The organism is Micromonospora sp. IBHARD004 (assembly GCF_052814115.1).
In genome coordinates this window covers 1,236,975-1,260,995 of sequence record NZ_CP199934.1, presented here as the reverse complement: position 1 = coordinate 1,260,995, position 24,021 = coordinate 1,236,975, and the positions used below count along the sequence as shown (strand labels likewise).

Sequence of the window (24,021 nt, the reverse complement as noted above, 5' to 3'; positions counted from 1 at the left end):
CTGTCTCGAGTCGCGACGAGAAGGACGCGGCGTACGATGACGCGCTCATCGCCCGGGGCCACGCGGGTCGTCGTCGCGCGGCTGCGCCCCTGACCTCGGCGAGTGCGTGAGAATCGCCCACGCGAACGGTGTGCGCCGACGTGGGTCCCGGCGCACACCGTTCGTGTGTGCGGTGCGCTCCTCCGCCCGAAGCGGGACCGCCGGGAGTACCCGACGGCCCCGAAGGTCGGCTCAGTGGATGACGACGGGCGTCTTCCCCTGCTCCCCCTGCTGGTCGTCGAGCAGGTGCGACCGCTCACGCCGGCGGGGCAGGAACGCGGCCGGGATGAACGTCAGCAGCACCAGCGCGAACGCCACCCAGAACGTCGTGGCGAAGGAGTTGGCGGCGAAGTCGAGCCCGCGCTCGATGAGCGACGGGTCGACCGGGAACTGCTGGGTCAGTTCCGGCCGCTGCTGGGCGGCGATGGCCAGCCCGGCCTCGGTGATCGGCTTGCCGCTCGGATCGGTCACACCGGGGATCGGCTGGGAGCCGTTCAGCTCGTTGGTGAGGATCACCGACATCACCGCGGCGCCGACGGAGCCGCCGATCTGCTGGAGGATGTTCACCAGCGTGGAGCCGCGGGCGACCTCCTGCGCGTGCAGGGTCTTCAGCGCGGACGTCATGATCGGCATCATCGTGCCGCCCATGCCCAGACCCATCACGAACAGCGAGCCGCAGAGCAGCACGTACGAGGTGTTCGGGTCGACCTGGGTGAAGGCGAAGAACCCGAGGACGATGAGCGCCAGCGCGAACGGCACCGTACGGCCGATCGGCACCCGGTCGGCCAGCGTCCCGGCGATCGGCATGGTGATCATCGCGCCGATGCCCTGTGGCGCCATCAGCAGGCCGGCGGCCAGCGTCGACTCGCCGCGCACCTGCAGGAAGTAGCTCGGGAACAGCAGGCCGGCGCCCATGAACGCGATGATGAAGACGAACAGGGTCACCGTCGCGATGGTCAGGTTGCGGTTGCGGAACAGCCGCAGGTCGAGCAGCGGGTGCCGCGGCTTGAAGGAGTAGAGGACGAACGCCACCACCAGCGCGGCACCGATCAGCATGGGCGCCCACACCTCGGGGTCGGTGAACGTGCCGGCCTCGGGCAGCGAGGAGACGCCGTAGAGGAACAGGGCGAGCCCCGGCGAAAGCATCAGCATGCCGAGGAAGTCGAACGACTCCGACGGCTGGGGGTTGTCCTTCGGCAGGGCCAGCTGCGCGTAGATCAGCGCGATGATGCCGATCGGCAGGTTGATCAGGAAGATCCAGTGCCAGCTCGCCACGTCGATCAGCCAGCCGCCGAGGATCGGGCCGCCGATCGGGCCGAGCAGCATCGGGATGCCGAGCACGGCCATCAACCGGCCGATCCGGTGCGGCCCCGCCGCTCGGGTCATGATCGTCATGCCGATCGGCATGAGCATGCCGCCGCCGAGGCCCTGCAGCACGCGGTACGCGATCAACTCCCCGATGGTGTCGGCGGTGGCGCACAGAACGGACCCGATCGTGAACAGCGCCAGGGCGATCATGTAGAGGCGTTTGGTGCCGAACCGGTCGGCGGCCCACCCGCTGAGCGGGATGACCGTGGCCAGCGCGAGCGTGTAGCCCGTCATCGTCCAAGCGACGCGGGCGTAGGACGCGTCGAACTCGCTCTGGAACGTCGGCAGCGCGACGCTGACCACCGTCACGTCGAGGATCGACATGATCGCACCGAGCACGACGACGCCGGCCACCTTGAGAACCGCGGCGTCGAGCTTGTCCGATGTCGGCACAGGCTGCGGTGCCGCGACAGCTTGCTGTGTCACGAAGTCTCCTGAAGTCGGATCTGACCGAACGGGTGAGCGGTGGTGGCGGCGCGGCGCCGGCCGATGGGCGGGCGCGACGTGCGGAGGGGTGACGCTCGCAGGCAGATTAGCCGCCGCCGCCGACACTCCGCCCTTGGATTAGCTCCCAGCGCCTCGACTTGTGAGGACGATTACGGCCGGCCCGGTGGCGAGCATGACGACAACGGCAAGGGCGGCGAGGACGTGACCAGCGCGTTCACCACCGACCCGGTCAGCGGCTACCCACCCGGGACCCCGGACGCGCCGACCTGACACGGCGTCAACGGGGCTCTGCAGGACGTGGCCGCATGATCGCGTTCCCCGCGTTGGTGGCGGCCTGCCCTGGCCGGTTCAGGCGTACGCCAGGGCGAGCCTGCGATGTTCGGGGTCGTCGGTGCGCTCGGCCAGTGCACGCAACTCGGACGATGCGGTGGCGAGGTTGCGGGCGCGCCAGGCGTGCATGAGGGCGGCGGCGGTTTCCGCCGGGCTGCCGGTGGCGGTGGCGACCACCTCCGCGGTCTCATCCGTCAGCGGGTCGATGGTCGGCACGGTGACGTCCTGCTCACGCAGGTGCCCGCGACCGGCCGCGACGACCGGTTCGACCAGTGGGCGGCGTACCGGCACCCGGACGGTGTGGTCACCTTCGTCGCGCAAGGGCGCAGAACTCGACCATGACCGGCCGGGGCTGACGACGCTGCCGTTCTCAGTGCCGCAGTTGGCGGCCCTCGCCGTCGACGAACGGTTCCATCTGCAGTGACTCGGCATCGCATGGGCTTTTGCCGGGTCAAACAGCGCCGCTGACCCCAGCACCTTGTTCACGATGGCTCGAACCTGCCGAGTCCGGGCCGCGGCGAGGCCGATCGCTGCGGCCGTCGCCATCGAAGCGCTACCGGCTGGTCATTCCGTCTTCGGTAAGAGATCATCGACGGCTTCACGGGCAGCATTTAGGGTGTTTTTGCGTCTCCTGCAGGGGTGCGCCGTTCTCGTACCGGAGGGAGCCCCTCATGTCGAAACGTCCTGTCACCCGCCGGCTTCCCCTCTTTGCCGCGGCCGTCCTCGCCGCGTGCTTCCTGCCGTGGCTGGCCGTGCCGCACCCCGCCGGCGGCTACCGGCATTCCGCCTGTTGCTGACGCGGAAAACCGGCTGGGTGATGAGAACGCTGCACCGAATGACCCTGAAGGGGAATTCCCGTACGGCGCTGGCCTGCCCACCATCTGATCCGGAGGACCTGTTGAGACTGAGCATTCACCGCCGCAAGCTGCTTGGCGCCGCGCTCGCCGCTGCGCTGGCGCCGCTGCCGCTGGCCACGCCGGCGGGCGCGTCCGAGCCCGCGGGAGCGGCCGCGCCGCCCGCGCCTCTGCGTGTGGCGACCTACAACATCCATGCCGGGGCCGGTGAGGACAACGTCTTCGACCTGGCCCGGACCGCCGGGGCGATCCGGGCGCTGAACGTCGACGTGGTCGGCCTTCAGGAGGTTGACGTCCACTGGGCAGCCCGCAGCAACTTCGTGGACGAGGCCGAGGAGCTGGCCGAGCGGCTGGGCATGCAGGCGTTCTTCGCGCCGATCTACGACATGGATCCGCTGACCGCCGGTGCGCCCCGCCGGCAGTACGGGGTCGCGGTCCTCAGCCGTTACCCGATCCTCGATGCCGAGAACCACGAGATCACCCGACTTTCGACCCAGGTGCCCAACCCGGTACCTGCCCCGGCGCCGGGGTTCGCCGAGGTGACGATCAACGTGCGGGGAGCGCACGTGCACGTGTATTCCACGCATCTCGACTACCGGGCGGACCCCAGCGTGCGGCGCTTGCAGGTCGTGGACACGCTGGACATCCTGGCCGCCGACTCCGGGCCAAAGGTGCTGGTCGGTGACCTCAATGCGGAGCCGGGGGCGCCCGAGCTGGCCGCCCTGTGGCAGGACCTGCGTGACACCGCCCCGGCTGGCGGCAAGACGTACCCGGCGACCGATCCGGTGAAGCGGATTGACGTCGTCAGCGTCTCGCCGGACATCACCGTGGTGGGCACGGGCACCCTGGCGACCCCGGCGTCGGACCACCGGCCGGTCGTCGCCGACCTCCTGCTGCACGAGCGCGGCGACTGAGCCGGCCGCCCGGGCGGCAGCCGACGCGGCAAGGGGGTGCTCCGGTCTTGGGACCGGAGCACCCCCGGCCTGAATCCTGGTCAGCGGGACCGGTCGGCGTGCCTCGTGCACGCGGACAGCCTGAGCCGACCGGTGTGTGGGTCCTACGGCTCGTCGGCTCGCAGAATGCTGGCGAGTATGTCGTTGAATGCTTCGGTCGAACTCGGGTGGGTGTAGACGGCGTCGCGGAGCTCGGCTGCCTTGATCCCGTGCCGCATGGCGAGCGCGACCGTGTTGATGATTTCCTGCGCGTCGATGCTCAGCAGGGCGGCGCCGAGAATCTCGTCCGTTTCGGCATCGATCACGAACTTCATCACGCCGCGGGTCTCCTCGACGGCGTAGGCCCGAGGCATCGCCACGATCTCGGCGACGGGTTGGCTCGCGATTTTCACCCGGTGCCCGGCCTGGCGGGCTTCCCGCTCCGTCATTCCCACGGTCGCCAGCGGTGGGGTCATGAACAGAGTGCGGGGGACGACGACGCGGTCGGTCGTCGTGCGCCGGCCCTCGCCGGTGAGCTGGTCGAGGACGATGCGGCTGTCGTCGAGCGAGAGATAGGTGGTGAACTGCGCTTCGCCCTTGACGTCTCCGACGGCGTAGATGTGCGGCTGGCTCGTCCGAAGGTGCTCGTCGGCCTCAATCTCTCCTGCCACTGTGGTGCGGACGCCAGCGGCGTCCAGCCCGAGGTCGCGCGTTGCCAGCACCCGGCCGGTGGCGGCGAGGATGGCGTCGACTTCGACGCTGTGCTGCTGGCCGTCCTTGTCGTAGATCACCGTCGCGCCGCTCTCGCCGTCGCGTACCTGGGTGACGTGCGCACCGGTGACGATTTCGATCCCGTCGCCCGCCAGGATGCTCTCGGCCACGGCCGCGATGTCATCGTCCTCCCGGCCCAAAAGGCTGGCAGCGCGCACGAACATGGTGACCTGGGAGCCGAACGCGCGGTAGATCGAGGCGAACTCGATCCCGAGGTACCCGCCGCCGACGATCGCGAGCCGCGGCGGCAGGAGCGTTGACTCAATCAGATCCCTGCTTGTCAGGGTGCGCTTGCTGCCGGCAGGCCGGGGATGTCAGGAACGATCGGTTCCGAGCCAGTGTCGATCAAGATTGTGTCGGCGGCGACGGTGAGCTGCTCGTCGGCCGTCACGACGCTGACGGAGTGCGGGTCGATGAAGGTGGAGCGCCCCGTGAGCACCGTCACCGTCTCGATGCTGTCCAACGCGTCGAAGTTGCCGCGACGCATCATCTCCCGGATGGCCTGGACCTCCCGGACTGACCGTTGGTACCAGTCCTGCGCCGGGTCATCCGGCCGGCCTTTGTGGGAACGGTCGACGAGTCCCTTCGTCGGTACGCAGCCCACGTTGGGGCAGGTGCCGCCGTACATGCGGTCCGACTGCTCCACGAGCACGATGCGCTTGCCGAGCCGGCCCATCTTCGCGGCTACGGTCTTACCCCCCTTGCCGAAGCCGATGACGAGAATGTCGGCGTGAAGAATTCTGTTCACGGCACCCATATCTCCGGTCTCCAACATAGCCATTCGGCCATTGGCGAGCGTGAAACCAAGCAATATCGATCCAAATAGCGCCGGCCCATGCTATCTGAAGACGCGCCGCTCCGTGATTCAAACGGGTTATAGCCGCCATAAGGAGGAAGCTTGCAGCCGAGAAGTCAAACCCGTAGCGTCGGCGCATCCGGCCGGGTCGTCAAGTCATCAACGCGATGACGCTCGGGCCGGACCGCCCAATCGCGATCATGTGAGCCGGGGAACCAACCGAACATTGGGTGAATCCAGGGCCCGACGGTCATGGAAGGGCGCATCCTCCCGCCCGAACCCGTCATGGCCAACTGGATCGCCACCCGCGGCTACTCCGCCTGACCGCACCACGCCACGCGCGGCCGAAGGTGCTGCTCGCGGAGTGTGCCCGATGAGGAACACTGTAGGCACGGATCCGTCGTACGACAGTTCGGCGGATCCGTGCCGTCAGTTCCACCCTCGTGGAAGCCGGCCGTCATACATCACGGACCGCAAATAGGCCACCCCCGACCGCCAATGCCCCGGAGGCGTATGCCGCCAGCACGTCCGAGCCGGCCCCAAGGATCGAGCGGTGCGGTTCCCGACCTGGCCAAGCCTCACGCGAGCCGTTACCGCAGGAGAACAGTGCGCAGGTTGAGGGTCAAGATTAGAGCCGTTTAAGATTCGATTAGCGGAACCTTATCGTACGCATAATTCCGGCACCCAATGTGCCCGCTTGACAGCGCAGTGAATTGGCGTCGCCGGCTCGTTGATTTCTTTGGGCCGTCCTCACTAATGTTGGTCAGCGTCCGTTCCGGATGTCGGTCTCCACCTGGAGTACCCCGGGACGGCCACCGCCGAGTCGCTGGACGTCACTGGCGTCGACAGGCGAGCCGGGGAACCACCGCAGGTTTCGGGGTGAATCCGCATCAGCGGTAGGGCGCCTTCCACGCCCGAACCCGTCAGCTAACCCGGCAGGCGGTCGAGGTCTGTGCACCGTGACGTGCGTCGGCCTCGAGTGGAAGGAGCCGAACCCGTTGCCACCCGTGCGCACCCGGCCCGCCGGATCGCGTCTATTCACCAGAATCCTCGCCGTCGCGGCGGCGGCCATGGTGGCCGTCGGGCCAGCGGCCCACGCCCACGCCGCACCGTCGGCCGCCGATGTACAGCAGCAGATCGAAGCGGCGTGGCAAAAGCTCGAACCCGTCATCGAGCAGTACAACAAGGTCCGGTCGGAACTGGCCACGAACCAGCGGAGATCGGCCGAACTGAGCCGGAGGATCGAGCCACTCGGCAAGTCGGTGGAGATCAGCAGGACCCGGGTCCAGGGGATTGTGGCGGGGTACTACAAGCAGGCAAAGTCGCTTTCCACATTCAACGCCCTGCTGTCCCGCGGCTCGCCGCCGACCGCGTTGGGGGATCAGCTCGCGCTCGTGAATCAGGTGGCAAATTCGGAGCAGCGACAGATCACCCGGCTGTCGGACCAGCAGGCGAGCTACGACGCCGACAAGAAGAAGGTTGACGCGCTGATCGCGATACAGCAGCGCCAGCAGGCCCAGTTGGCGGCTCGCAAGAAGGCCATCGACGCCGAGATCAAGCGGCTGGATGCGCTACACAGACAGGTCGCCGCCGCGGAGGCGACCGCAGCGGCCAAGGCGGCCGCGGACGCCGCGGCGGCCAGAGCCGCAGCCGCCGCGCAGACAGCCGCCACCGCGAGCAGCACCTCACCCATCACGTCGACCAGTTCGCTGTTCATCGGTGGGAAGTGTCCCGCCGTCCCCATCACGGGAAGCGGCGGCGTCGCGGCGAAGACCGCGTGCAATCAGATCGGCGAGCCGTACGTGTGGGCGGCCGACGGTCCCGACTCGTTCGACTGCTCCGGCCTGACCCAGTACGCGTGGGCGTCGGCCGGGGTGCAGCTGGACCATTACACAGGTTCTCAGTGGACCGCAGGTGTGGCGGTGAGCAGAGCAAACCTTCGCACGGGTGACCTCGTCTTCTTCTACTCCGATCACCATCACGTGGGCATCTACGTCGGCAACGGACTGATCGTCCACGCCCCGCATACCGGGGACGTGGTCCGAATGGCCCAGTTGGCGAATATGCCTTACAGCGGTGCTCGCCGCCCCGGCTGACCGTCCGGTCCCGAGCCCCTGAAAGACAGCCCCGATCGGGGACGATGCCTAGGGCGTGCTGGGCAGCCGGACCGTGACGAGAAGACCGCCGTTGGGGTTGGGGACGAGGTCGAGGGTCCCGTCGTGGGCGCGGACGATGCTGTGCACGATGGCCAGGCCGAGGCCGACGCCGGGGTGTTCGTCGGTGCGTACGCGTTCCGTTCCGCGCTGGAAGGGTTCGGTGAGGGTCGGTACCAGTTCCGGTGGGAGCCGGCGACCCGTGTTCTCGAGCCGCAGCACGCTTGTGTCGCCGTGCGCCTCGGTGTGGACCGTTACGGTGCCGTCGGCGGGGAGGTTGTGGACGATGGCGTTCTGGACAAGGTTCGTCACCATCCGCAACAGGAGCTCGGCGGAGCCGCTGGTCCGGGCCGCCCCGCCGGTGACGTCCAGCGTGATCCGGCGCTGTTCGGCGAGGGGAAGCAGCGTTTCGGCGGCTTCTTCGGCGATGAGGGAGAGGTCGACGCTCTCGCAAGTGAAGTTTCCGCGGTCGCCGCGGCTGAGCAGCAGGAGGGCCTCGGTGAGATCGATCGCCCGCTGATTGACGGTGTGCAGGCGTTCGATGAGTTCGTCCCGGTCCCGCGTGGGGTCCCGGCGGGCGACGTCGAGGAGCGTCCGCGAGATCGCCAGCGGGGTGCGCAGTTCGTGGGAGGCGTTCGCGGCGAACCTCTGCTGCTCGGCGACGTGGGACTCGAGTTGTTCGAGCATCGAGTCGAACGCGTCGGAGAGTTCACGGAATTCGTCCTGGCGGCCCTTCACACGGATCCGGTGGGACAGCGACCCCCTCCCGGCCATCCGTGCCGCATCCGTGATCTGTGTGAGTGGTGCGAGCATCCGGCCGGCGAGGATCCATCCCCCGACGAGCCCGAACATGAGCAGGAAGACCATCGCCACGGCCGCGGCGGGGGCGAAGGTGTGCACAAGGAGGTAGCGGTTGGGCGAGATCCCGAGAAGGCCCTGGGAGGTGTCGGGTACGTAGCGCAGCAGGAACCCCCACACCACGGCGAGCAGGAGGGCGACGGCGACGGCGAGGAACCCGGCGTAGCTGAGGGTGAGTTTCAGTCGGGCGCTGAGCCCTGGGCGTCTATGCATGCGTACTGCCGGGGGCGGTGGTGTCCCTGCCAGGGGCGATGGTGTTCATACCCGTGTCGATCCGGTAGCCGACGCCGGGCACGGTGGCGATGATCCACGGTTCGCCGAGCCGTTTGCGCAGTGCGGAGACGGTGATGCGCACGGCGTTGGTGAGGGGGTTGGCGTTCTCGTCCCAGGCTCGTTCCAGCAGCTCTTCGGCGCTGACGATCCCGCCCTCGGCGGCGACGAGGACTTCCAGCACGGCGAACTGTTTGCGGGTGAGTGCGACGTAGCGTTCGTCGCGGAAGACCTCCCGGCGGAAGGGGTCGAGCCGCAGGCCCGCGATCTCGCGGACCGGGGGCCGGGCGTACGCGCGTCTGCGGTCGAGCGCCCTCAGCCGCAGGACGAGTTCCCGCAGCTCGAACGGTTTGGTGAGGTAGTCGTCGGCGCCGAGCTCGAACCCGGAAGCCTTGTCGTCGATCCGGTCGGCAGCGGTGAGCATGAGGATCGGGATGCCGCTGCCGGAGGCGACGATGCGCCGGGCGACCTCGTCGCCGGAGGGGCCGGGAATGTCGCGGTCGAGGACCGCGAGGTCGTAGGAGTTGACGCTGAGCAGTTCCAAGGCGGAGTCGCCGTCGTCGGCGATGTCGGCGGCAATCGCCTCCAGCCGCAGACCGTCACGGACGGCTTCGGCCAGGTAGGGCTCGTCCTCCACGATCAGTACGCGCATGCCTGAAGCCTATTGTCAGCACAAAATATCGCCGACGTATGCACACCGGACACGCGACTCAGTCTGCCGGCGCCGGCGCGGGGCGAGGCTGGTCCGAAGGCACCTCCGCCGTAGTGCGCCACCAGTGGCGCGACGCCAGCGCGGCCAGCACGGCGCCGGCGGCGTTGACCAGTACGTCATCCACGGAGGACACCCGGTCCAGCCGCAGGACGTACTGTGCGGTTTCGACCAGGACCGAGCAGCCTGCCCCGAGCGCCAGGATCCGCGGCACGGACGCCAGCGCCGCGAAACGCATCGGAGCGAAGAACCCCAGCGCCGCGAAGATCAGCAGGTTGCCGACGATCCCGACCGGCCCCATCGTGACCAGGTCCCGCAGCGGGACCAGACTCACCCGACCGGGGACGAGGCCGGCCCCGGGGCCCGACATCATGGTCATCCATACGAACGGCACCGTCCCGTAGACCATGCCCACCTCGGCCAGCGACATCCGCCACGCCGATGTGACGCCAGCGGCACGCCGACGGCGCGCCAAAGCCCACACCACCAGAGCGGCCAACGGCAGCGCAACCAGCATCATGAGCAGCACACCGTTGAACGTGTCGAAGCAGCCGTGCCACCGGCCGGCCATGCACCTCGGAGCGGACATCATGAGCGGTCGCCGCACGGCGAACGCGACGCTCGCCACGCCCAGGATCGCCAGGCTGACAAGCACGATCCTGCGCGTGCGGCGAGGCGGTGCTGACAGGGATGCGCTGTGGTTCATGCCCCCATTAGAAACGGAGGGCCGTTGCGGTGGCGTATGCAATTTTCGATACGTCCGCGATACAGGTGACGGTGTGCTCGGCGAGGTGGCTGAGCATCGTCTGGTTGGCTGCCCAGCCGTCCGGGAACTTGACCGGCACGTCCAGGTGCACCCGCTCGGTCGACGGGTGCGCGTCGAGCAGCTCGGCGATCCCCGCCCGCGCCACGACGATGCAGGCGTGCCGGTGCCGCGAGGCGAGCACGCAGAGCCGCCCCGACTCCAGGTGGAAGGCGGTCGCGTCCCGCCGCCCCGACAGCGGGTGCAGCACGATCGTCACGTCGTACTCCCGGCCCTGGAGCCGGTTGGCGGTGTCGACCGTGATGCCCGCGCCGCCCGCGCCGAGTTGCGATCGGATCGCCGCCACCTGGTCCCGGTGGGCAGCCCCGACGGCGATCCGGTCCGCCGTGACCGGCACGCCGTCGGGCGCCTGCTCGGAGACCGCGACCGCGCCGCGCCGCAGCACCCGCAGCGCCAGCTCCGCGCAGGCCGCCGCGGCCTCGACATCGGTACGCAGTGTGTGCCGGGCCGGCAGCTCGTACAGCGCCCACCCCGACGCGGCCGCGACGTCCACCGCCGCGTCGTACCCGTCCCCCGGCCCGGCCTCGGTGAACGACAGTGCCCGATCGGCCCACTCCGTGCCGGACCGGAAGCCGGTGAACGGGTAGAACGCCGCCGCGACCACCGGCGCCGCCGACGCGGGCAGCCGCCACGACACGGGGAGGCGGTGCACCGGCAGGTCCGGGTTGTGCCGCAGCAGCACCGCCACCGCCGCCTGCATCGGGTCCCAGGTCAGGCCCGTCCAGCGCGCGGTCTCGACCGTGGAGAACGGGTCGAGCTGACCGGGATCACCCACGAACAGCGCCCGCTCGAATCTGCCGGCCACGCGCAGCAGGGCGTCCGACCGCATCTGGTACGCCTCGTCGACGATCGCCCACGGCCAGGAGCCCTCGGTGACGGTGGCCCACTTGGCGGCCGTACCGACGATGACGGCCGGACCGCCCAGGTCCGCGACCTTGGCGGCGACCTGGACCGTCTCGTGGTCCTTGACCCGGTCGGAGGGCCGGTAGTCGGCGGCGGAGAGCCGGCCGATGCGCAGGTCGGCGGCCTTGCGGGCGAGGCGGTCGATGAGGTCGTCGACCTGCTCGTTGGTCTGCGCGATGATGATCAGCGGCTCGCCGGCGGCGGCCAGCTCGACGGCGGCGCGGACGACGAGGGTCGACTTGCCGGCGCCCGGCGGGGAGTCGACCACGACGCCCCGGTGCGCGCCGGAGCGCAGGTCGGCCAGCACGGCCGTGATCACCCGCGCCGCCTCGACGGCGGGCGGCACCTCCAGCCCAGCAAGCATCGACCACACCTCCCGACAAAGGTTCTCCGGGACCCTACCGGCAATCCTCCGGCCACCTCACGCCCGCTCTTGGTCCCGGCACAGCGCCGTCCGGGGCTCCACGGCGGCTGATCCCGCCCGTCGCCGCCCCACCGCGAGAAAGCCGGAAGCGGGCGCTGACCTGCGGGAGTGGGCGCTAGCGTGGGCGTAGGTGAGGAGGTACGGCGCCTCCGTACGGTGGCCGACCATGCCGATCATGGGGGTGTCCATGGGCGGGCCGAGACGTGGTCCGGTCTGGGCGGCCGAGCTGTGGCTACGCCAGCGCCGGCGCAGGTGGCGCACCCGCCGGGAACGCCAGGCCGAGCGGAGCCTCCGCCGGCGGACGAGCGAGCGGCCCGACCACCGGATGGGCTGGCGGCACCACCGCGGGCTGCGGTGGGCGATCATCGGCACCGCCGGGACACTCGTCGCGTGGACCATCTACTCGCTGTTCCTGATGGTCCTCAACATCGAGCCCGGTTTCCTCCGGATGTCGGAGTGGTGCGCGGGAAAGCCGCCGAGGTCGTACTACTGCGGGCAGGTGGAGGGCTTCGTCAAGGGCCCGCTGATCGTGGCGCTGGGCCTGGCGGTCTTCCTCTTCTGGCGGTATGTCCCGGTCCGCCGCTGGTACGACCGGAATGCCGTGCGCAACCGGCGGATGGTGCTGCCCACCGCCGAGCGGGACATCAGCGCGGTCCACGTCGTCGGCCGGGACGAGTTGTGCGAGCTGATGATCCAACGGCTGCGCGATGAGCACAGCCGTCGTCCGCTGCTGCTCGTGGGCGGCATCGGCACCGGCAAGACGACCACGCTGATCCGCCTCGCGGAGATGCTGATGGCCACCGACGTCGTACCGGTCGGGATCGACCTGCGTACCGTCACGGATCCGGAGAAGCTCAACTTCCACCAGCTCGCCCTCGAACAGTTCCAACGCACCATCGACACCCAGCTGAACGCCGCGGGCGACGCCGACAAGGTGTGGCGGCGGCTCTGGCTGGAGAACCGCATCGTGGTGCTCGCCGACGGCCTGGAGGAGGTGCTCGCCGGCACCGCCCAGCCCGCCGACCGGGACAGCCTGCTCCGGGAGGCAGTCCGGGCCGCGGTCCGCGAGCGTCTCCCCCTGGTGGTCGCGTCGCGCCCCGACGACCCGCTGCGCGGGTTGGACGCGCTGCTGCTGCAACTGGAGCCGCTCGCCCCGGGCGCCGCCCTGGAGTACGTGCAGACCCGCAGCCACCGTTCGGACTCGGGAAACTGGCGGGACCGCATCGCCCAGATGGTCAAGGCCGCCGACGTGGCCGACTCACCGTTCTATCTGCGGATCATCGGCCAACTCCACGAGGTCGACCGCCTCGACCGCGTCGAGCCGGCGGGCCAGGGCAGATCCGCGCTGCGCTGGAGTCTGCTGGAGGAGTGGTGTGACGCCATCGTCGCGGGGGACCTGTACGAGGACTACGGCATGCCGCAGACCGAACGGTCCGACGCGATCGAGGTGCTCTCCGCGCTCGCCTGCATCGGGTTGCGCGACAACCAGCTGTCGGTGCGTACCACCGCACTCACCGGCGCCGACGGCACGACGGAGGCCGGCCGGCGGTGGATCCTGGCCGAGCTCCGGGCCCGGCTGCACAAGCTCAGCGCCGACAACCCGCAGGACATCGGGCTCGCCGAGACCACCGGGGACGCGCTCAGCATCGTCGTGAAGCGGCAGGACGGGGTGCGCTTCCAGCACGGGGTGATCCAGGCGTACCTCGGCTCGCGCTTCCTCACCGCCGCCATGCGCGACGAGGCTTTCCTCGAGCGGGCCTTCACCCACAACCACGGGCCGGGACGGGAAATGCTCTCCGCCCTCACTCTCTACACCCGCAGCGGCGGGGCGTTCGAACGGCTGGACGGGCGGCGCAAGCCTCCCTCCCCACCAGGAAAGCTGCACCGCCTCGGTGACGCCGTCCGGCAGACCGTGGGAATCCGCCCGGGCGCCCAGGACGCGAAGGTCACCCGGAACCGGTCGATCAGCCTCGTACAGCGGCTCTGTGCCGCGGCGACCGGGACGCGGAACCGCACCCGGGCCCTGGAGATGTTCGCGGCCGCGCTGGAGATGGACGCCGCCACCGGGCACCCGGTCCACCGGAAACTGGCCGACGCGATCCGCGACGCCTGGCCCAACTACCAGGGGGACGGCTCGGTCACCGACCGGCCCCTCGAGGACGCCAAGATCGCCCTGGTGCACCGGTACGGCGACGCCGCCCGGCAGCTCAGGGACCAGCCCGCCGAGGCCGCCGGGCTCTGGGGGCAGCAGCCCGTGCCGCAGTACCGGCAGCTGTTCCAGATGATGGCCGACGAGACGTCGTACCTGCCCCGGCTGGCGGCGGCCCGCGAGATCGCCGGCGGCGGCAACGCGGCGGTCCGTGCGCTGCGCGACCTGCTCGACGAGCCGCCAGGGGCGGTCGACACCCGGGGCCGGGAACGCCTGGAGGAGCTGCGGACCTGGATCGCGCCGTCGCTGTTTCTCTTCACCGAGGGCGAGCACGACCCCGGCGAACCGGACTGGCAGGGCGTGGCCCGGGAGACCCTGCGGCGCTGGGTGCACCGCCTGGCCACCGACGCCTCGGACGGGGCCCGTGTCTACGAACTCACCCTCGCGCAGGGGTTCCGGCTGGCGGCCAACTGCCGCGCGTACCCGGCGCACCGCAGCATCCTGATCGAGGAAGCCGAGAAGGCGCTGCGGCACTCCCGTTTCTGGTACTCGCACCTGGTGCTCATCCAGGCGCTCACCCTGCTGGCCATGCCCCGGGATCCCGGCGAGGCGTTGCGCGAGCGGGGGCAGGGTTCGGACCCACGCGGGCTGGTCGGCTTCTGGACCTCGATCGCCGGGGGTGGGCAGCGCGCCCCGCAGCGCGGCAGCGGTACGGCCCACCCGCTCGTCCTCGAGGTCGCGGACCTGTGCGCCGAGGCGCTCATCGAACGCCATCCGGAGCGGCACTGCTGGGTGGACGAGCGGGAGATCGTCGGGCGGGTGGGGTCGGTCAGCCCCCAGCCGGGCGTCCGCCGGCTCCAGAACTCCTGGCTGCCGCCCTCGCACGGCTGGGCGGTCCTGAAACCGCGGGCCCAACGGCTGCTGGCCGACGTGATGCTGCTGCTCAACCTCGCCGACCGGGGAGGGGACAATTCCGAGCGGGCGCGTCGGCTCAGCCGGGCCAGCCGGGCCGAGCTGCCCCCGTGCCTCACCATCGACCGCAGCGCCATGCGGGTCACCCTGAGCCGCCGCCAGGCCCACGACGTCCAACCGGGCTCCACGTGCATCGACGACTGCCCGTTCCGGCTGTGCCCGCTGCCGCCGAAGGGGGACGAGTTGCCGTACCAGATGGACGAGGCCTTCTGCGCCCACCAGATCGACCTCGTCGGGCGCTGGTTCCGCTCGCCGGGGCGGGCGGACTGGCAGGCGGTCAACCGGGAGGACCTGCGGACGTTCTGGCGGGAGATGTCCGAGCGAATGGCCCCCGCCTGGCGGAAGTGACCGAAGACAGTCGCTGCTGCCGTACGTGGCGTGGGCCTGCTTCGCCACCGCGCTGAACGCCTCGCTCGTCGCCCGAAATTCCGCACGCTGGCTCCGCGAACGCGACGGAGCGGACCGCTGGCGCGGACCCACCCCGGGTTGGGGGTCCACATTGGTGGCCGCGCCCCGACAAGATGTGGGGCATGGCGACCCCTGGAATTTTCCGCGCCGACCTCTCACGCTCTCAGGTCATCTGGTTGACGGTCGGACTGGCCGACCTTGTGTTCATCGCCGTCGTCGCGTCCTCGAACCTCCAGACCATCTACGACTCACAGAAGGACTTCCTGGTCGGAACGCTCTTCTCAGTCGCCGGCTTCTGCTTCGGCCGGGCCTTCAGCCGCACGCAGGAGCAGCGAGCCCTCGAAATGATCAGTACGCCCACCGAGGCGGTGGACCGAGTGCTCCGGAGGAAGATGGAGGAACGCCTGCACGACGAAGGCGCGTTCCGGACGTTGTCCGTCCTCGATCGCGACATCGAAGCCGCAGTCGGTCGACTGTCGGAGTACTACGACTCGCAGGCGCGACGCCTGCAGTTCTACCGACACGCCCCGCTGCTGCGGGTCGCCCTCGACGACCTGGACAAGGCAGCGGCGAACGTGTCGACCCTACGCGCCACCCTCGACGGCGGCAGGCAGGCGAGGCCCGACGAGAGCATCCCCGTTTCCATCCGGCTCGATCTGATGCGCACCCGACGAGACCTGCACGAGGCCATCGGACGGCGGGACCAGGCGTACGAGTGGCTGGCCGACCGGATGGGCACGGACGCGCACGAGGCCTGGGACCTGTTCGCCGTCATGACCGCCGACATGCTGAAGGGTGACCGCATGCTGGAGGCGCTGGGCGGCCAGCGCATCGCGTACCCGGTGCCCGAGTACCTGCGCACCGTGCACGGGTATCTGGCCGCCGCCCTGCTCCGAGCCGAGGAGTTCGAACGCGTTCTCGCGCAGCACGAAATCACCAAGCCCACGATCTACAACGTGATGATCACCGATCTCACCAGTGCGTGCAACATCCTCAGCGAGCTGGTGCCGAAGGTGATCGGGACGAAGAAGCCGGAATGAGGTCGGCCGGCCGGGTCGGTAGGGTGCGGCGCGTGACGGGCACGGACTACGGGCTCCTGCGAACAGCGGTCAGAACGGGCCAATCTCCGGCGGACCGTTCGAGGTCCGACAGCTCACGCGATACGCCAGCCCCCGGCACGATGCAGTGGCAGAGTCGAGGGATGGACGTGCAGAGGTCACCGCTACAGCGTGAGAGGTGAGAAGCGGTGGCGCCACCCATCCTGGTCACCGGCGGTACAAGGGCGATCCCGAGGCAGCGCGGAATCTCGTGCGGGCGGGGAGACCGCACCTGGTGTACATCTCCATCGTCGGAGTCGACCGTGTTCCGATCACCAGCCAGGTCGACAGCACCATGTTCATGTGGGCCGCCTGGAGCACTGCCGGGACATCGCAGCGGGGCAGTCACCCACGCGCCGCTCCGCTATTCGCCACCGCCCGCGTGACGTGGCTTCGGCACCTGCCGGTTGAAGTGCGGCTTGAGGGCGACGACCAGGGCTTCCTTCGTACCCTCCGGGCTGTCGGTCTCCTGCCAGCGGACCTCGCGCCGACTCAGCCAGCCGGCGATGTCGGCGGCCGACGCCGCGTTGCCCGCGGTGTCGAGAAGCTGGCCGACCTGCTCGTGCAGCACCGACGACTCGCGGTTGCCGGTCAGGTGCTGCCGGAGGCGATCCCGCAGACCCCGCCTGGTCCGGCCGACGTAGATGACCACGCCGCCGTCGAGGACCACGTGCACGCCGGGCGCGCGGGGAGCGCCGGCGACGGCCTCCATGGTGTACGGCTGGGGAGCCGTGAAGCAGGCCAGCAGATCGTCGTGCGCGGTGTCGGGCATCCCCGGGACGCTACCGGCGCGGGCCCTCATCCGTGGCCCCGCACGGGCCGTCGTGGTCGTTGCGGCGTCGGCAACGGCCGGAGCCGTTGAGCTTGGCGTCGCACCAGATCCGGGTACGCAGGAACTGGCGATCCTCCTCGCTGAGGGTGGTCTCACCGAAGTCGATGGCGGTGATGTGGTCGAGCGAGTCGCGCAGGGCCACGGCGAGGGTGGTGGCCTCGTCGAGGCTAGTCAGGGTGGTGGGGAGGTGGATGATCCAGCGGGGTGCGGTCATCGCTGCCACCGACTGTTCGGTGAACCTGGATCTGTGTGGCGGCAGCCGGTGTGCCGGGACTGCCACTGCCGCAGCGCCTGGCGGATGCGTTCGGCCTCGGTGTTCGCCGTGGTCAGCTCGCGGTGCAGTCGTTCGAGTTCGTCGGCTATCCGGTTGAGGTAGTCGTGCACCTGGGCGGGGTCGAGGCCGCGCCAGCGGATGTCGAAGGAGGCGACGCGGGCGTGGTGCGGGTGCACGCGCTCCCCGGTCACGTAGATCATCGCTGCGGCGCCTCCTGTTCGGCAACCAGGGCGCGGATCTGCCGGTCGGTGAGGCCGCGTTGGTCGAGGATCCGACTGCCCCAGCGGTGCAGCCGGCAGGGGTGAGGTGCGCGGTCGTTGCGGCAGCGTGGGCCGTCGGGCCACTGCTCGGGGGCATGCACGGTGATCGCCTTGACGGCGAAGCTGACGTCTTCGGCGGTGACGTCGGGCGGTAGCGGTAGTTCGCCGAGGATGCCGTCGATCGAGTCCATGGTCCTCCCTTGGTCGGGCGGTTGCGGCGCCGAGGCGGGCGGGGACGGCCGGTACGACCGCGCGTCCGTACCGACCGGAGCCCAGCACCCACCCCGGGCCTGCTTGAGGGCCTTCCACAGCCGCACCCGGCAGCGGAAAGGTCGTTCCCGTTTGCTGTGAGTCGCGTCCTCTCTGACTCGATCTGTCGAGCCGAAGCGTCACAGGTTCGGGATGCCGGGACAGCTCTGACGACATGAGGAGCTGTGTCACAGCCGCTGCCCCGACACCGTTCGGGCATTCACCCAAAACGCAGGAAACCAAGCTGCCGAGCGAGGAAACCCGCGTCGACGACGTTAGGTGACGTACTTACCTAAGTCAACATGCATCTTGTAGTTGATGACGCCCTCGTGCTCAAATCGAAGAGCCGAGCGAGGAGTGCCATCACATGCCCAACCGACCCGCGGACTATCTACGTGTCGTCAACGCCATCACAGAGCAGATCGACAGCGGAGAGCTGGCGCCAGGCGACAAGCTGCCCACGTACGCGCAGCTGGCCGAGCAGTACAAGGTCAGTGTCTCCACCGCGCAGGCGGCACTACGGATCCTTCGCGATCGAGGCCTGGTCGAAGGCCAACAGGGGAAGGGAACATTCGTCGCCGACCGAGCTACCAAGTCCTCGAACGGATGAGGGCAAGAAGCCGTCGGTACGACCCCGACGCTGCTATCAGCTACCTCGAACTGCCGCCGCCCGATCCACACCGCGAGGGCAGACCTCACACAGCACGCAGGCCCGCAGTTAGGAGTGCCGGCACCGCACCACCGCCGCCCGTCCAGCCAGGCGGGGAAGTCGAGTTCACCGGGTCGCTCGGGGTGCAGGCGCCGGGCCACATCCACGATGTGGTCCAGGTCGTCGTACTCGGCAAGCTGCGTCCGCAGGAACACCCGCCGGACGTGTACGTCGAAGGCGATGTCGCTGCCGGACAAATCGGCGATCGGCACGCCCAGGTCGCGGGCGAGGATCTCCACTGCCATTGCCGCCTTCTTCTGCCCGATGCCGGGGAACCGGCGCAGGCGGACAGCGAGCTCGGCGGCCCCGGGGCGGCAAGCCCAGATCGAGCCGGCGTCCGCGAGTGGGGGTAATCGTCGGCGGCGGCCGCCTCGGCGAGCGGCTCGGAGCCCACGAAGACGACAATCCGACGGCGTAAGCGGCCGTACGCTTCGCGGTCGCACGCAGCGACGCGCACCCGGTGGCTCGTCCCGGCCACCGTGACCGTGAGTTCGGTGGCCGATTCGAACGTCTCCGCCAGATCTGGCCACCGGTAGGTGAACGCGGATATCGCGCGGGGGCCGTCGGCGACGGTCAGGTTCGTGAACCACCCGGCCGGCGGCTCGACCTACGGTGTATCCGGTTCCGGTCGTACCAGGACAGCCGCTCGCCCAGCCGCAGACCGAGCGTCGGCTGAGAGGCGCCGGCCCCGGCGGCGCGCAACAGTGGCAGCAGCGGAGCGGCGTACGCCTCCCCCGCGTGGATCTCGATGACACGGCCCCGCAGGTCGCCCTCGACCCGCCGCAGCTTCGCGACCACCCACTGCGCCCACGCCCGCCGATAGTCTTCGCTCTGGTCGGCAAGCGCAACGTCGTACGGCTCCAGTAGGGCGTCGGGATGCACCAGGCCGTGTTCGGCGCTCAGCACATACCAGGCGCGACTGCGGGCTTCCGCGTAACGGCGGCGCCTCTCGAACATTGGAGACTGATAGAAGACCCTGGCGGGCCTTGGCGTGCCCGCCTTCGTCTTACTGCAGCCGACCAGGACGATGTCAACCGGCCCGCTGCGCGGCGCCTCGGGCGCAGGCCGTGGCGGAGTCGGTCTCGGGGCCACCCAACCAGCCATCGAGGGCTGGGTGACAAGCCGGTAGTGGCCGTGGGCGACACGTGGGTTGCGCCCCTAAGGGACGTCTCGTAACCCGCTGTCTGTCTGTTGAGGACGATCATCGAGGATGCCTGGGTGCAGGTGATCTCCGCAGCGCGCGCCGAGTGGATCTTCCCGTTCACGGGGTTGCAGCCCGCTCAGTTCCGCAAGCTGGTCCGCCTGGTCGCCGAGCGAGGCGGGGACACGATCGCTGACGGTCGGCCGGGCCGGCAGTGGGCCCTTGACCTGCCGGACGCGTGCTGTTGGTGGCCGTGTACTGGCGCACCAACCTGACCATGCGCCAGATCGGCCCGCTGTTCGGGGTGTCGCACTCCGCCGCGCACCGGGTCATCGACACCCTCGGCCCGCTCCTGGCCCTCGCCCCCGTGCGTCGGCGTCCGGTCGACCAGATCGCCATCGTCGACGGCAGCCTGATCCCCACCCGGGACCACCGCCTCGCCGCCCCGAGCAAGAACTACCGCTACTCGACCAACCTGCAGGTCGCCATCGACGCCAGCACACGTCTCGTCATCGCCGTCGGCGACCCCCAGCCGGGAAACCGCAACGACACCATCGTCTACCGCACCTCAGGCATCGACCAGAAGCTCGCGGGCCGGCCTGTGATGGCCGACGGCGCCTACCGCGGCAACCCGGAAGTGATCATCCCGTACCGCAAGCCCTCCGACGGCAGAGAACTACCGGCCTGGAAGCAAGAGCTCAACACCCAGCACCGCACCGTCCGCGCCGGGGTCGAACACGCCCTGGCCAGGATGAAGTACTGGAACATCCTGCGGGACTACCGCCGAGCCGCCCACACCTTGATCGATACCGCTTCCGGCATCGCCCATCTCCACAACATCGTCCTCGACGGGTGAGCGCCAACCCGGTCACGGGCAACACCTTCACCTAGTTACGAGACGTCCCTTAGTGAACTCCGTAAGGCCGCGCCTGGACAGTTCACGAGCCGCCTCCAGCACCAACTCCCACGCAGATTGGGTCACGCGCACCCCAGCCGCCCGCGGTGGACTGTCCGTTGACCGTCGAGCTACTCGCCTCGGATGGGCCTCACCCTTCCATGAAGGGGCTGACCGCTGGTAACCCTCACGATGGTGCCATGCGCGATCTGACCGTTCGGAAGTGGATAAGGGACAAAGGTCGACCGCCATGAGTGCTGTCGTGGGAACTGGCGGCTGTCCCAACGGACCCGCAGGTCCGTGGATCGAACGCGCATACCTGGAAACACCGCAGGCCCTGGCCGGGGCTCACGTCCTGACCAGGGCCTCATGGTCGTTGACCGTTGCATTGACACACATCGGGCACATGGAGCACGCTGGATCGCTGCTGTAGCTGAACACAACCTCGCGTTACATCTGACTGATACCGCGCAGCTTGTCCATCACGCCGCGCTCTACCGTGACCAGATCATCCGCCCGAGGGCTGACCGCTCTTGGCTCGGCAATGTCCGGGTCAGGCGTTACACGGATGAAGACGTGTGCACCTCCCGTGCGATTGAGCACCTCGGTGACGGCCAGGGCTCGGTCGTACCCGCCAACCTTCACCGTGCCGTTCTCGTAAAGCAGCAGCCACATGCCGTTCGGTAGCACGACCCGCTGTGCGGGGTTGTGCGGTCCTTTAGGCATATCCGGCTCCTCTTTGTACAAGGCCTCGTCTTCTTTGTACATAACACTACGAGGCTTGTACAAGCGCGTCAAGGTCCTCCTGGGCTACCCGCCCGAGCACTCACCGAAGCACTGCTCAGCGCTTCAGCGACCGACGCCTGGGCTCCTGCGGAACCCCGGCAGCTGCCGCCGAGGCGATTAGCTAGGCCATCTGGACGGTCACGGGCGTGACTCGGCCGGCTTGGATCCTCCCCGCTCGGGGCTCCAATTCTGCTGGCTCGAGCGGGTCGATATGGCTCGGGGCCTACGCACGGCTGGTGCCGCACACCTACTTACTCCCCCAACCGGTTGCTTGCCAGGGTGGGACGGCCGGTCGGTCATCGTCGGGCTGCGTGCCGCAGCCGGCCGGGTCAGCGTCCCGGGGTATGGTGCTGCGATGACGGCAAGCGTGGTGGACCTCTTCTCTGGAGGGGGCGGGGCGAGCGCTGGTTTTCACGCTCACCCCGCGTTCAGCGTTGTAGGCGCAGCTGATGCGCAGTTGGGAAAACCCAGTAGTCCAAGGGGTAGCCTGTCATGCAATCTGACGTACGCCGCCAATATGGGCCTTAAGCCCGCAGAGGTGGACCTGTCGGAGGCTTCCCCCGATGAAGTCGCCCAGCTTATGGGTCTGACACACTCCCCGACCGTTCTCATTGCCTGTCCGCCTTGTACCGGCTTCTCTAGAACGCTCGCAAGGAATCATCTTCAGGATGACCCGCGGAATGGGCTTGTCCGTCGCACGGCTCTTTTCGTCCAGCACTGGCTGCCGGACGTTGTCGTGATGGAAAACGCGCGCGAGCTAGTGATGGGGCGATTCCGGGATCATCTCGCGGGGCTAACCAGCGACCTCGCTGGGTTAGGCTATCAAGTCCATGCCTCTACTCACCTCCTAAACCGTTTCGGTCTTCCGCAAAAGCGGGAGCGGGCAGTAGTTATCGCTGTGAGAGAAAATCTTCCATTGCGAACGATGGACGATCTCTGGAGCGGACTTGAGGTTGACTCGAAGGCGACACACGTACGCAGAGCGATATGGGACCTGCCGGCATTATCCGAGGGCGAGGCCCACCCAGCCGACGAGGTGCATGTTTGCCCAACATTTCGTAGCGACGCCACCCGAGACCGCATACGGTCGGTGCCGCACGACGGAGGGTCGTGGTTCGATCTGGCACAGCATGAGAACTCTGCTGTCCTCCTAACGCCTGCGATGAAACACCGGCTTGCCATCGGAGACCTGGGGAGTCACCCCGACGTATACGGACGAATGTGGTGGGATAGGCCAGCTCCGACTATTAAGCGGGAGTGTTCGCATGTCGGGAATGGGCGATACGCGCACCCAGAGCAAGACCGCCTTTGCTCCGTTCGGGAGCTGGCGATTCTTAACGGTTTCCCGGCGTCCTACAAGTTCCGGGGTGGTGTCAGCAATATGTACCGCCATATCGGTGACGCGGTTCCTCCCCTCGTTAGCTACCAGATGGCTTCGCTGGTGAACTGGATACTCACTGGCACTCGGCCCGAAAAGCAAGATCTAGTAATGCCGGACACCCATCTCACGCCCGACGACATTCGCGGCTGATTGAACATGAAGCCTCCCGCGAGTTCGCCCGATGTTTCTGCTCGCATGAAGAAGCAGAAGTCATTCGATACGTCTTTAGAGCTGCAGCTTCGCCGACTTCTCTATAGCAGGGGACTTCGTTACAGAATTCATAGCCAGATTGTCCCTGGAACGCGCAGAAGAGTGGACCTGGCATTCTTGACAGCAAGAGTCGCAGTCTTCCTAGACGGATGCTTTTGGCATGGCTGCCCACGACATGGCTCGATACCTAAAGCCAACGCTGCTTGGTGGGCCGCCAAGCTACAAGAAAATAGGTCCAGGGACGCGGATACCGACCGTCGACTTAGCGAGGCAGGGTGGCAAGTCGTCCGTGTGTGGGAGCACGAGGACCTGGCTACCGGCGCGGCAGAAATCGAGAGAGTCGTCAGGGAGCGCGCTCCGCGTCGGCCACGGAACCCGGTGCCGATCCCGAGAGACCAAAAACATGGCACCTTGTCAACTTATGGGAATCTTCGCTGCCGATGCCCCGAATGTCGGGCTGCGAACGCCCGGTACCAGGCCGAGCTGCTTGCACGCTACCGACAGGAGGGCGGACGGGGCCCGCATGGCAGCGACTATCGGTATCGAACCGGCTGTCGCTGTGACGCCTGCCGAGCTGCCCACGCTGCCGACGACCGGGCGTACCGTCGCAAGAGGAAGAGTGCCGTGTAGGGTGCGGTGGTCGTAGCGCATGCCGCACAGGGCGGTGGTGCGTAGGGCGTGGTTGGCGCCGCGGTCGCCTCCTCGGTGGAGGCGGTGGCGGCGCACCCGTCCTGAGCTGGCAAGTATGGGTGCTGCTCTGCAGAGGCGGGCCAGGGCCGCTTCGGAGTGCAGCCGGTCGGGGTTATCGCCGGCGGTGGTGAGCAGTTGAGCGGCGATGTCGAGGCCAACGTCGAAGAGATCGGATCTTGGTCGACTGCTGTCTTACCGGGAGCCTCGTCCTACAGGGGCATCGACACGCCGCCACCGCCAATGCCGCCTCACCTGCGACGGCAGGATGAAAAGGGCTCATTGTGCAGCCGG

23 protein-coding genes, 2 pseudogenes and 1 riboswitch are annotated in these 24,021 nt (G+C 68.5%); of the genes and pseudogenes, 10 read left to right on the top strand and 15 right to left on the bottom strand.

Annotated elements, in window-relative coordinates:
* Window positions 1-231 precede the first annotated feature (231 nt).
* Entirely contained in the window at window positions 232-1,833 is a 1,602-nt protein-coding gene (locus tag ACTWO6_RS06180; RefSeq protein ID WP_446220572.1) for a DHA2 family efflux MFS transporter permease subunit, read from the bottom strand.
* 369 nt (window positions 1,834-2,202) lie between these two features.
* On the bottom strand, window positions 2,203-2,670 hold the full coding sequence (locus tag ACTWO6_RS06175; RefSeq protein WP_446218684.1) for a hypothetical protein: 468 nt from the start codon (window positions 2,668-2,670) through the stop codon (window positions 2,203-2,205).
* A 185-nt stretch (window positions 2,671-2,855) separates the two neighbouring features.
* On the opposite strand from ACTWO6_RS06175, the gene ACTWO6_RS06170 reads away from it, so the two are divergent.
* Window positions 2,856-2,981, top strand: a complete 126-nt coding sequence (locus tag ACTWO6_RS06170; RefSeq protein ID WP_446218683.1) for a hypothetical protein — start codon at window positions 2,856-2,858, stop codon at window positions 2,979-2,981.
* A gap of 101 nt (window positions 2,982-3,082) precedes the next feature.
* Entirely contained in the window at window positions 3,083-3,952 is an 870-nt protein-coding gene (locus ACTWO6_RS06165; protein ID WP_446218682.1) for an endonuclease/exonuclease/phosphatase family protein, read from the top strand.
* A gap of 143 nt (window positions 3,953-4,095) precedes the next feature.
* Here the strand turns inward: ACTWO6_RS06165 and ACTWO6_RS06160 are convergent, their stop codons facing one another.
* Window positions 4,096-4,974 (bottom strand): FAD-dependent oxidoreductase, encoded by an 879-nt coding sequence (locus ACTWO6_RS06160; protein WP_446220571.1) that lies wholly within the window; start codon window positions 4,972-4,974, stop codon window positions 4,096-4,098.
* Window positions 4,975-5,021: 47 nt separating this feature from the next.
* Window positions 5,022-5,522: an FAD-dependent oxidoreductase gene (locus tag ACTWO6_RS06155; protein WP_446218681.1), complete on the bottom strand. Its 501-nt coding sequence runs from the start codon at window positions 5,520-5,522 to the stop codon at window positions 5,022-5,024.
* 821 nt (window positions 5,523-6,343) lie between these two features.
* Window positions 6,344-6,494: riboswitch (cyclic di-AMP (ydaO/yuaA leader) on the top strand.
* A 2-nt stretch (window positions 6,495-6,496) separates the two neighbouring features.
* Here ACTWO6_RS06155 and ACTWO6_RS06150 point away from each other — a divergent pair.
* On the top strand, window positions 6,497-7,633 hold the full coding sequence (locus tag ACTWO6_RS06150; RefSeq protein WP_446218680.1) for an NlpC/P60 family protein: 1,137 nt from the start codon (window positions 6,497-6,499) through the stop codon (window positions 7,631-7,633).
* A 48-nt stretch (window positions 7,634-7,681) separates the two neighbouring features.
* On the opposite strand, the gene ACTWO6_RS06145 is transcribed toward ACTWO6_RS06150, so the two are convergent.
* Genes ACTWO6_RS06145 through ACTWO6_RS06130 form a run of 4 tightly spaced genes read right to left on the bottom strand, consistent with a single transcriptional unit; the run spans window position 7,682 to window position 11,617 of the window.
* Window positions 7,682-8,761 (bottom strand): sensor histidine kinase, encoded by a 1,080-nt coding sequence (locus ACTWO6_RS06145; RefSeq protein ID WP_446218678.1) that lies wholly within the window; start codon window positions 8,759-8,761, stop codon window positions 7,682-7,684.
* Window positions 8,754-9,470 carry a response regulator transcription factor gene (locus tag ACTWO6_RS06140; RefSeq protein WP_446218677.1) on the bottom strand — a complete coding sequence of 239 codons (717 nt, stop codon included), beginning with the start codon at window positions 9,468-9,470 and terminating at the stop codon, window positions 8,754-8,756. Before ACTWO6_RS06140 ends, ACTWO6_RS06145 begins: the two co-directional genes overlap by 8 nt.
* A gap of 58 nt (window positions 9,471-9,528) precedes the next feature.
* Complete coding sequence (locus ACTWO6_RS06135) at window positions 9,529-10,233, bottom strand: VanZ family protein (RefSeq protein ID WP_446218676.1); 705 nt, start codon at window positions 10,231-10,233, stop codon at window positions 9,529-9,531.
* 7 nt (window positions 10,234-10,240) lie between these two features.
* The gene (locus tag ACTWO6_RS06130; protein WP_446218675.1) at window positions 10,241-11,617 is read right to left on the bottom strand and encodes an AAA domain-containing protein; all 1,377 of its coding nucleotides are present in this window, start codon (window positions 11,615-11,617) and stop codon (window positions 10,241-10,243) included.
* A 235-nt stretch (window positions 11,618-11,852) separates the two neighbouring features.
* On the opposite strand from ACTWO6_RS06130, the gene ACTWO6_RS06125 reads away from it, so the two are divergent.
* Window positions 11,853-15,146, top strand: coding sequence for an NACHT domain-containing protein (locus tag ACTWO6_RS06125; RefSeq protein WP_446218674.1), 3,294 nt, complete (start codon window positions 11,853-11,855; stop codon window positions 15,144-15,146).
* A 236-nt stretch (window positions 15,147-15,382) separates the two neighbouring features.
* Window positions 15,383-16,246 (top strand): hypothetical protein, encoded by an 864-nt coding sequence (locus ACTWO6_RS06120; protein WP_446218673.1) that lies wholly within the window; start codon window positions 15,383-15,385, stop codon window positions 16,244-16,246.
* Window positions 16,247-16,667: 421 nt separating this feature from the next.
* Here the strand turns inward: ACTWO6_RS06120 and ACTWO6_RS06115 are convergent, their stop codons facing one another.
* Genes ACTWO6_RS06115 through ACTWO6_RS06100 form a run of 4 tightly spaced genes read right to left on the bottom strand, consistent with a single transcriptional unit; the run spans window position 16,668 to window position 17,860 of the window.
* A complete protein-coding gene (locus ACTWO6_RS06115) occupies window positions 16,668-17,075 on the bottom strand; it encodes a hypothetical protein (protein ID WP_446218672.1) in 408 nt (135 codons plus the stop codon).
* A gap of 10 nt (window positions 17,076-17,085) precedes the next feature.
* Window positions 17,086-17,349 (bottom strand): hypothetical protein, encoded by a 264-nt coding sequence (locus ACTWO6_RS06110; RefSeq protein ID WP_446218671.1) that lies wholly within the window; start codon window positions 17,347-17,349, stop codon window positions 17,086-17,088.
* A complete protein-coding gene (locus ACTWO6_RS06105) occupies window positions 17,346-17,609 on the bottom strand; it encodes a DivIVA domain-containing protein (protein ID WP_446218670.1) in 264 nt (87 codons plus the stop codon). The genes ACTWO6_RS06110 and ACTWO6_RS06105 overlap by 4 nt, the downstream gene beginning before the upstream one ends.
* On the bottom strand, window positions 17,606-17,860 hold the full coding sequence (locus tag ACTWO6_RS06100; protein ID WP_446218669.1) for a hypothetical protein: 255 nt from the start codon (window positions 17,858-17,860) through the stop codon (window positions 17,606-17,608). Before ACTWO6_RS06100 ends, ACTWO6_RS06105 begins: the two co-directional genes overlap by 4 nt.
* 425 nt (window positions 17,861-18,285) lie before the next feature.
* Here ACTWO6_RS06100 and ACTWO6_RS06095 point away from each other — a divergent pair, with 425 nt between their 5' ends.
* Both ACTWO6_RS06095 and ACTWO6_RS06090 read left to right on the top strand, forming a co-directional pair.
* The gene (locus ACTWO6_RS06095; protein WP_446218668.1) at window positions 18,286-18,528 is read left to right on the top strand and encodes a winged helix-turn-helix domain-containing protein; all 243 of its coding nucleotides are present in this window, start codon (window positions 18,286-18,288) and stop codon (window positions 18,526-18,528) included.
* A gap of 182 nt (window positions 18,529-18,710) precedes the next feature.
* Window positions 18,711-18,980 (top strand): hypothetical protein, encoded by a 270-nt coding sequence (locus tag ACTWO6_RS06090; protein ID WP_446218667.1) that lies wholly within the window; start codon window positions 18,711-18,713, stop codon window positions 18,978-18,980.
* A gap of 220 nt (window positions 18,981-19,200) precedes the next feature.
* Here ACTWO6_RS06090 and ACTWO6_RS06085 read toward each other — a convergent pair whose 3' ends face one another.
* The gene (locus ACTWO6_RS06085) at window positions 19,201-19,731 is read right to left on the bottom strand and encodes a DUF6884 domain-containing protein (protein ID WP_446218666.1); all 531 of its coding nucleotides are present in this window, start codon (window positions 19,729-19,731) and stop codon (window positions 19,201-19,203) included.
* A gap of 114 nt (window positions 19,732-19,845) precedes the next feature.
* Between ACTWO6_RS06085 and ACTWO6_RS06080 the strand changes: the two are divergent.
* Window positions 19,846-20,624: pseudogene (locus ACTWO6_RS06080) on the top strand (transposase family protein).
* Between the two features lie 489 nt (window positions 20,625-21,113).
* Here the strand turns inward: ACTWO6_RS06080 and ACTWO6_RS06075 are convergent.
* Complete coding sequence (locus tag ACTWO6_RS06075) at window positions 21,114-21,431, bottom strand: hypothetical protein (RefSeq protein WP_446218665.1); 318 nt, start codon at window positions 21,429-21,431, stop codon at window positions 21,114-21,116.
* 229 nt (window positions 21,432-21,660) lie between these two features.
* Here ACTWO6_RS06075 and ACTWO6_RS06070 point away from each other — a divergent pair, with 229 nt between their 5' ends.
* Both ACTWO6_RS06070 and ACTWO6_RS06065 read left to right on the top strand, forming a co-directional pair.
* On the top strand, window positions 21,661-22,980 hold the full coding sequence (locus ACTWO6_RS06070) for a DNA cytosine methyltransferase (RefSeq protein WP_446220570.1): 1,320 nt from the start codon (window positions 21,661-21,663) through the stop codon (window positions 22,978-22,980).
* A gap of 6 nt (window positions 22,981-22,986) precedes the next feature.
* Window positions 22,987-23,286: pseudogene (locus tag ACTWO6_RS06065) on the top strand (very short patch repair endonuclease); the annotation flags it as partial.
* A gap of 168 nt (window positions 23,287-23,454) precedes the next feature.
* Here ACTWO6_RS06065 and ACTWO6_RS06060 read toward each other — a convergent pair.
* Window positions 23,455-23,832: a transposase gene (locus ACTWO6_RS06060; RefSeq protein WP_446220569.1), complete on the bottom strand. Its 378-nt coding sequence runs from the start codon at window positions 23,830-23,832 to the stop codon at window positions 23,455-23,457.
* Window positions 23,833-24,021: the final 189 nt, after the last annotated feature.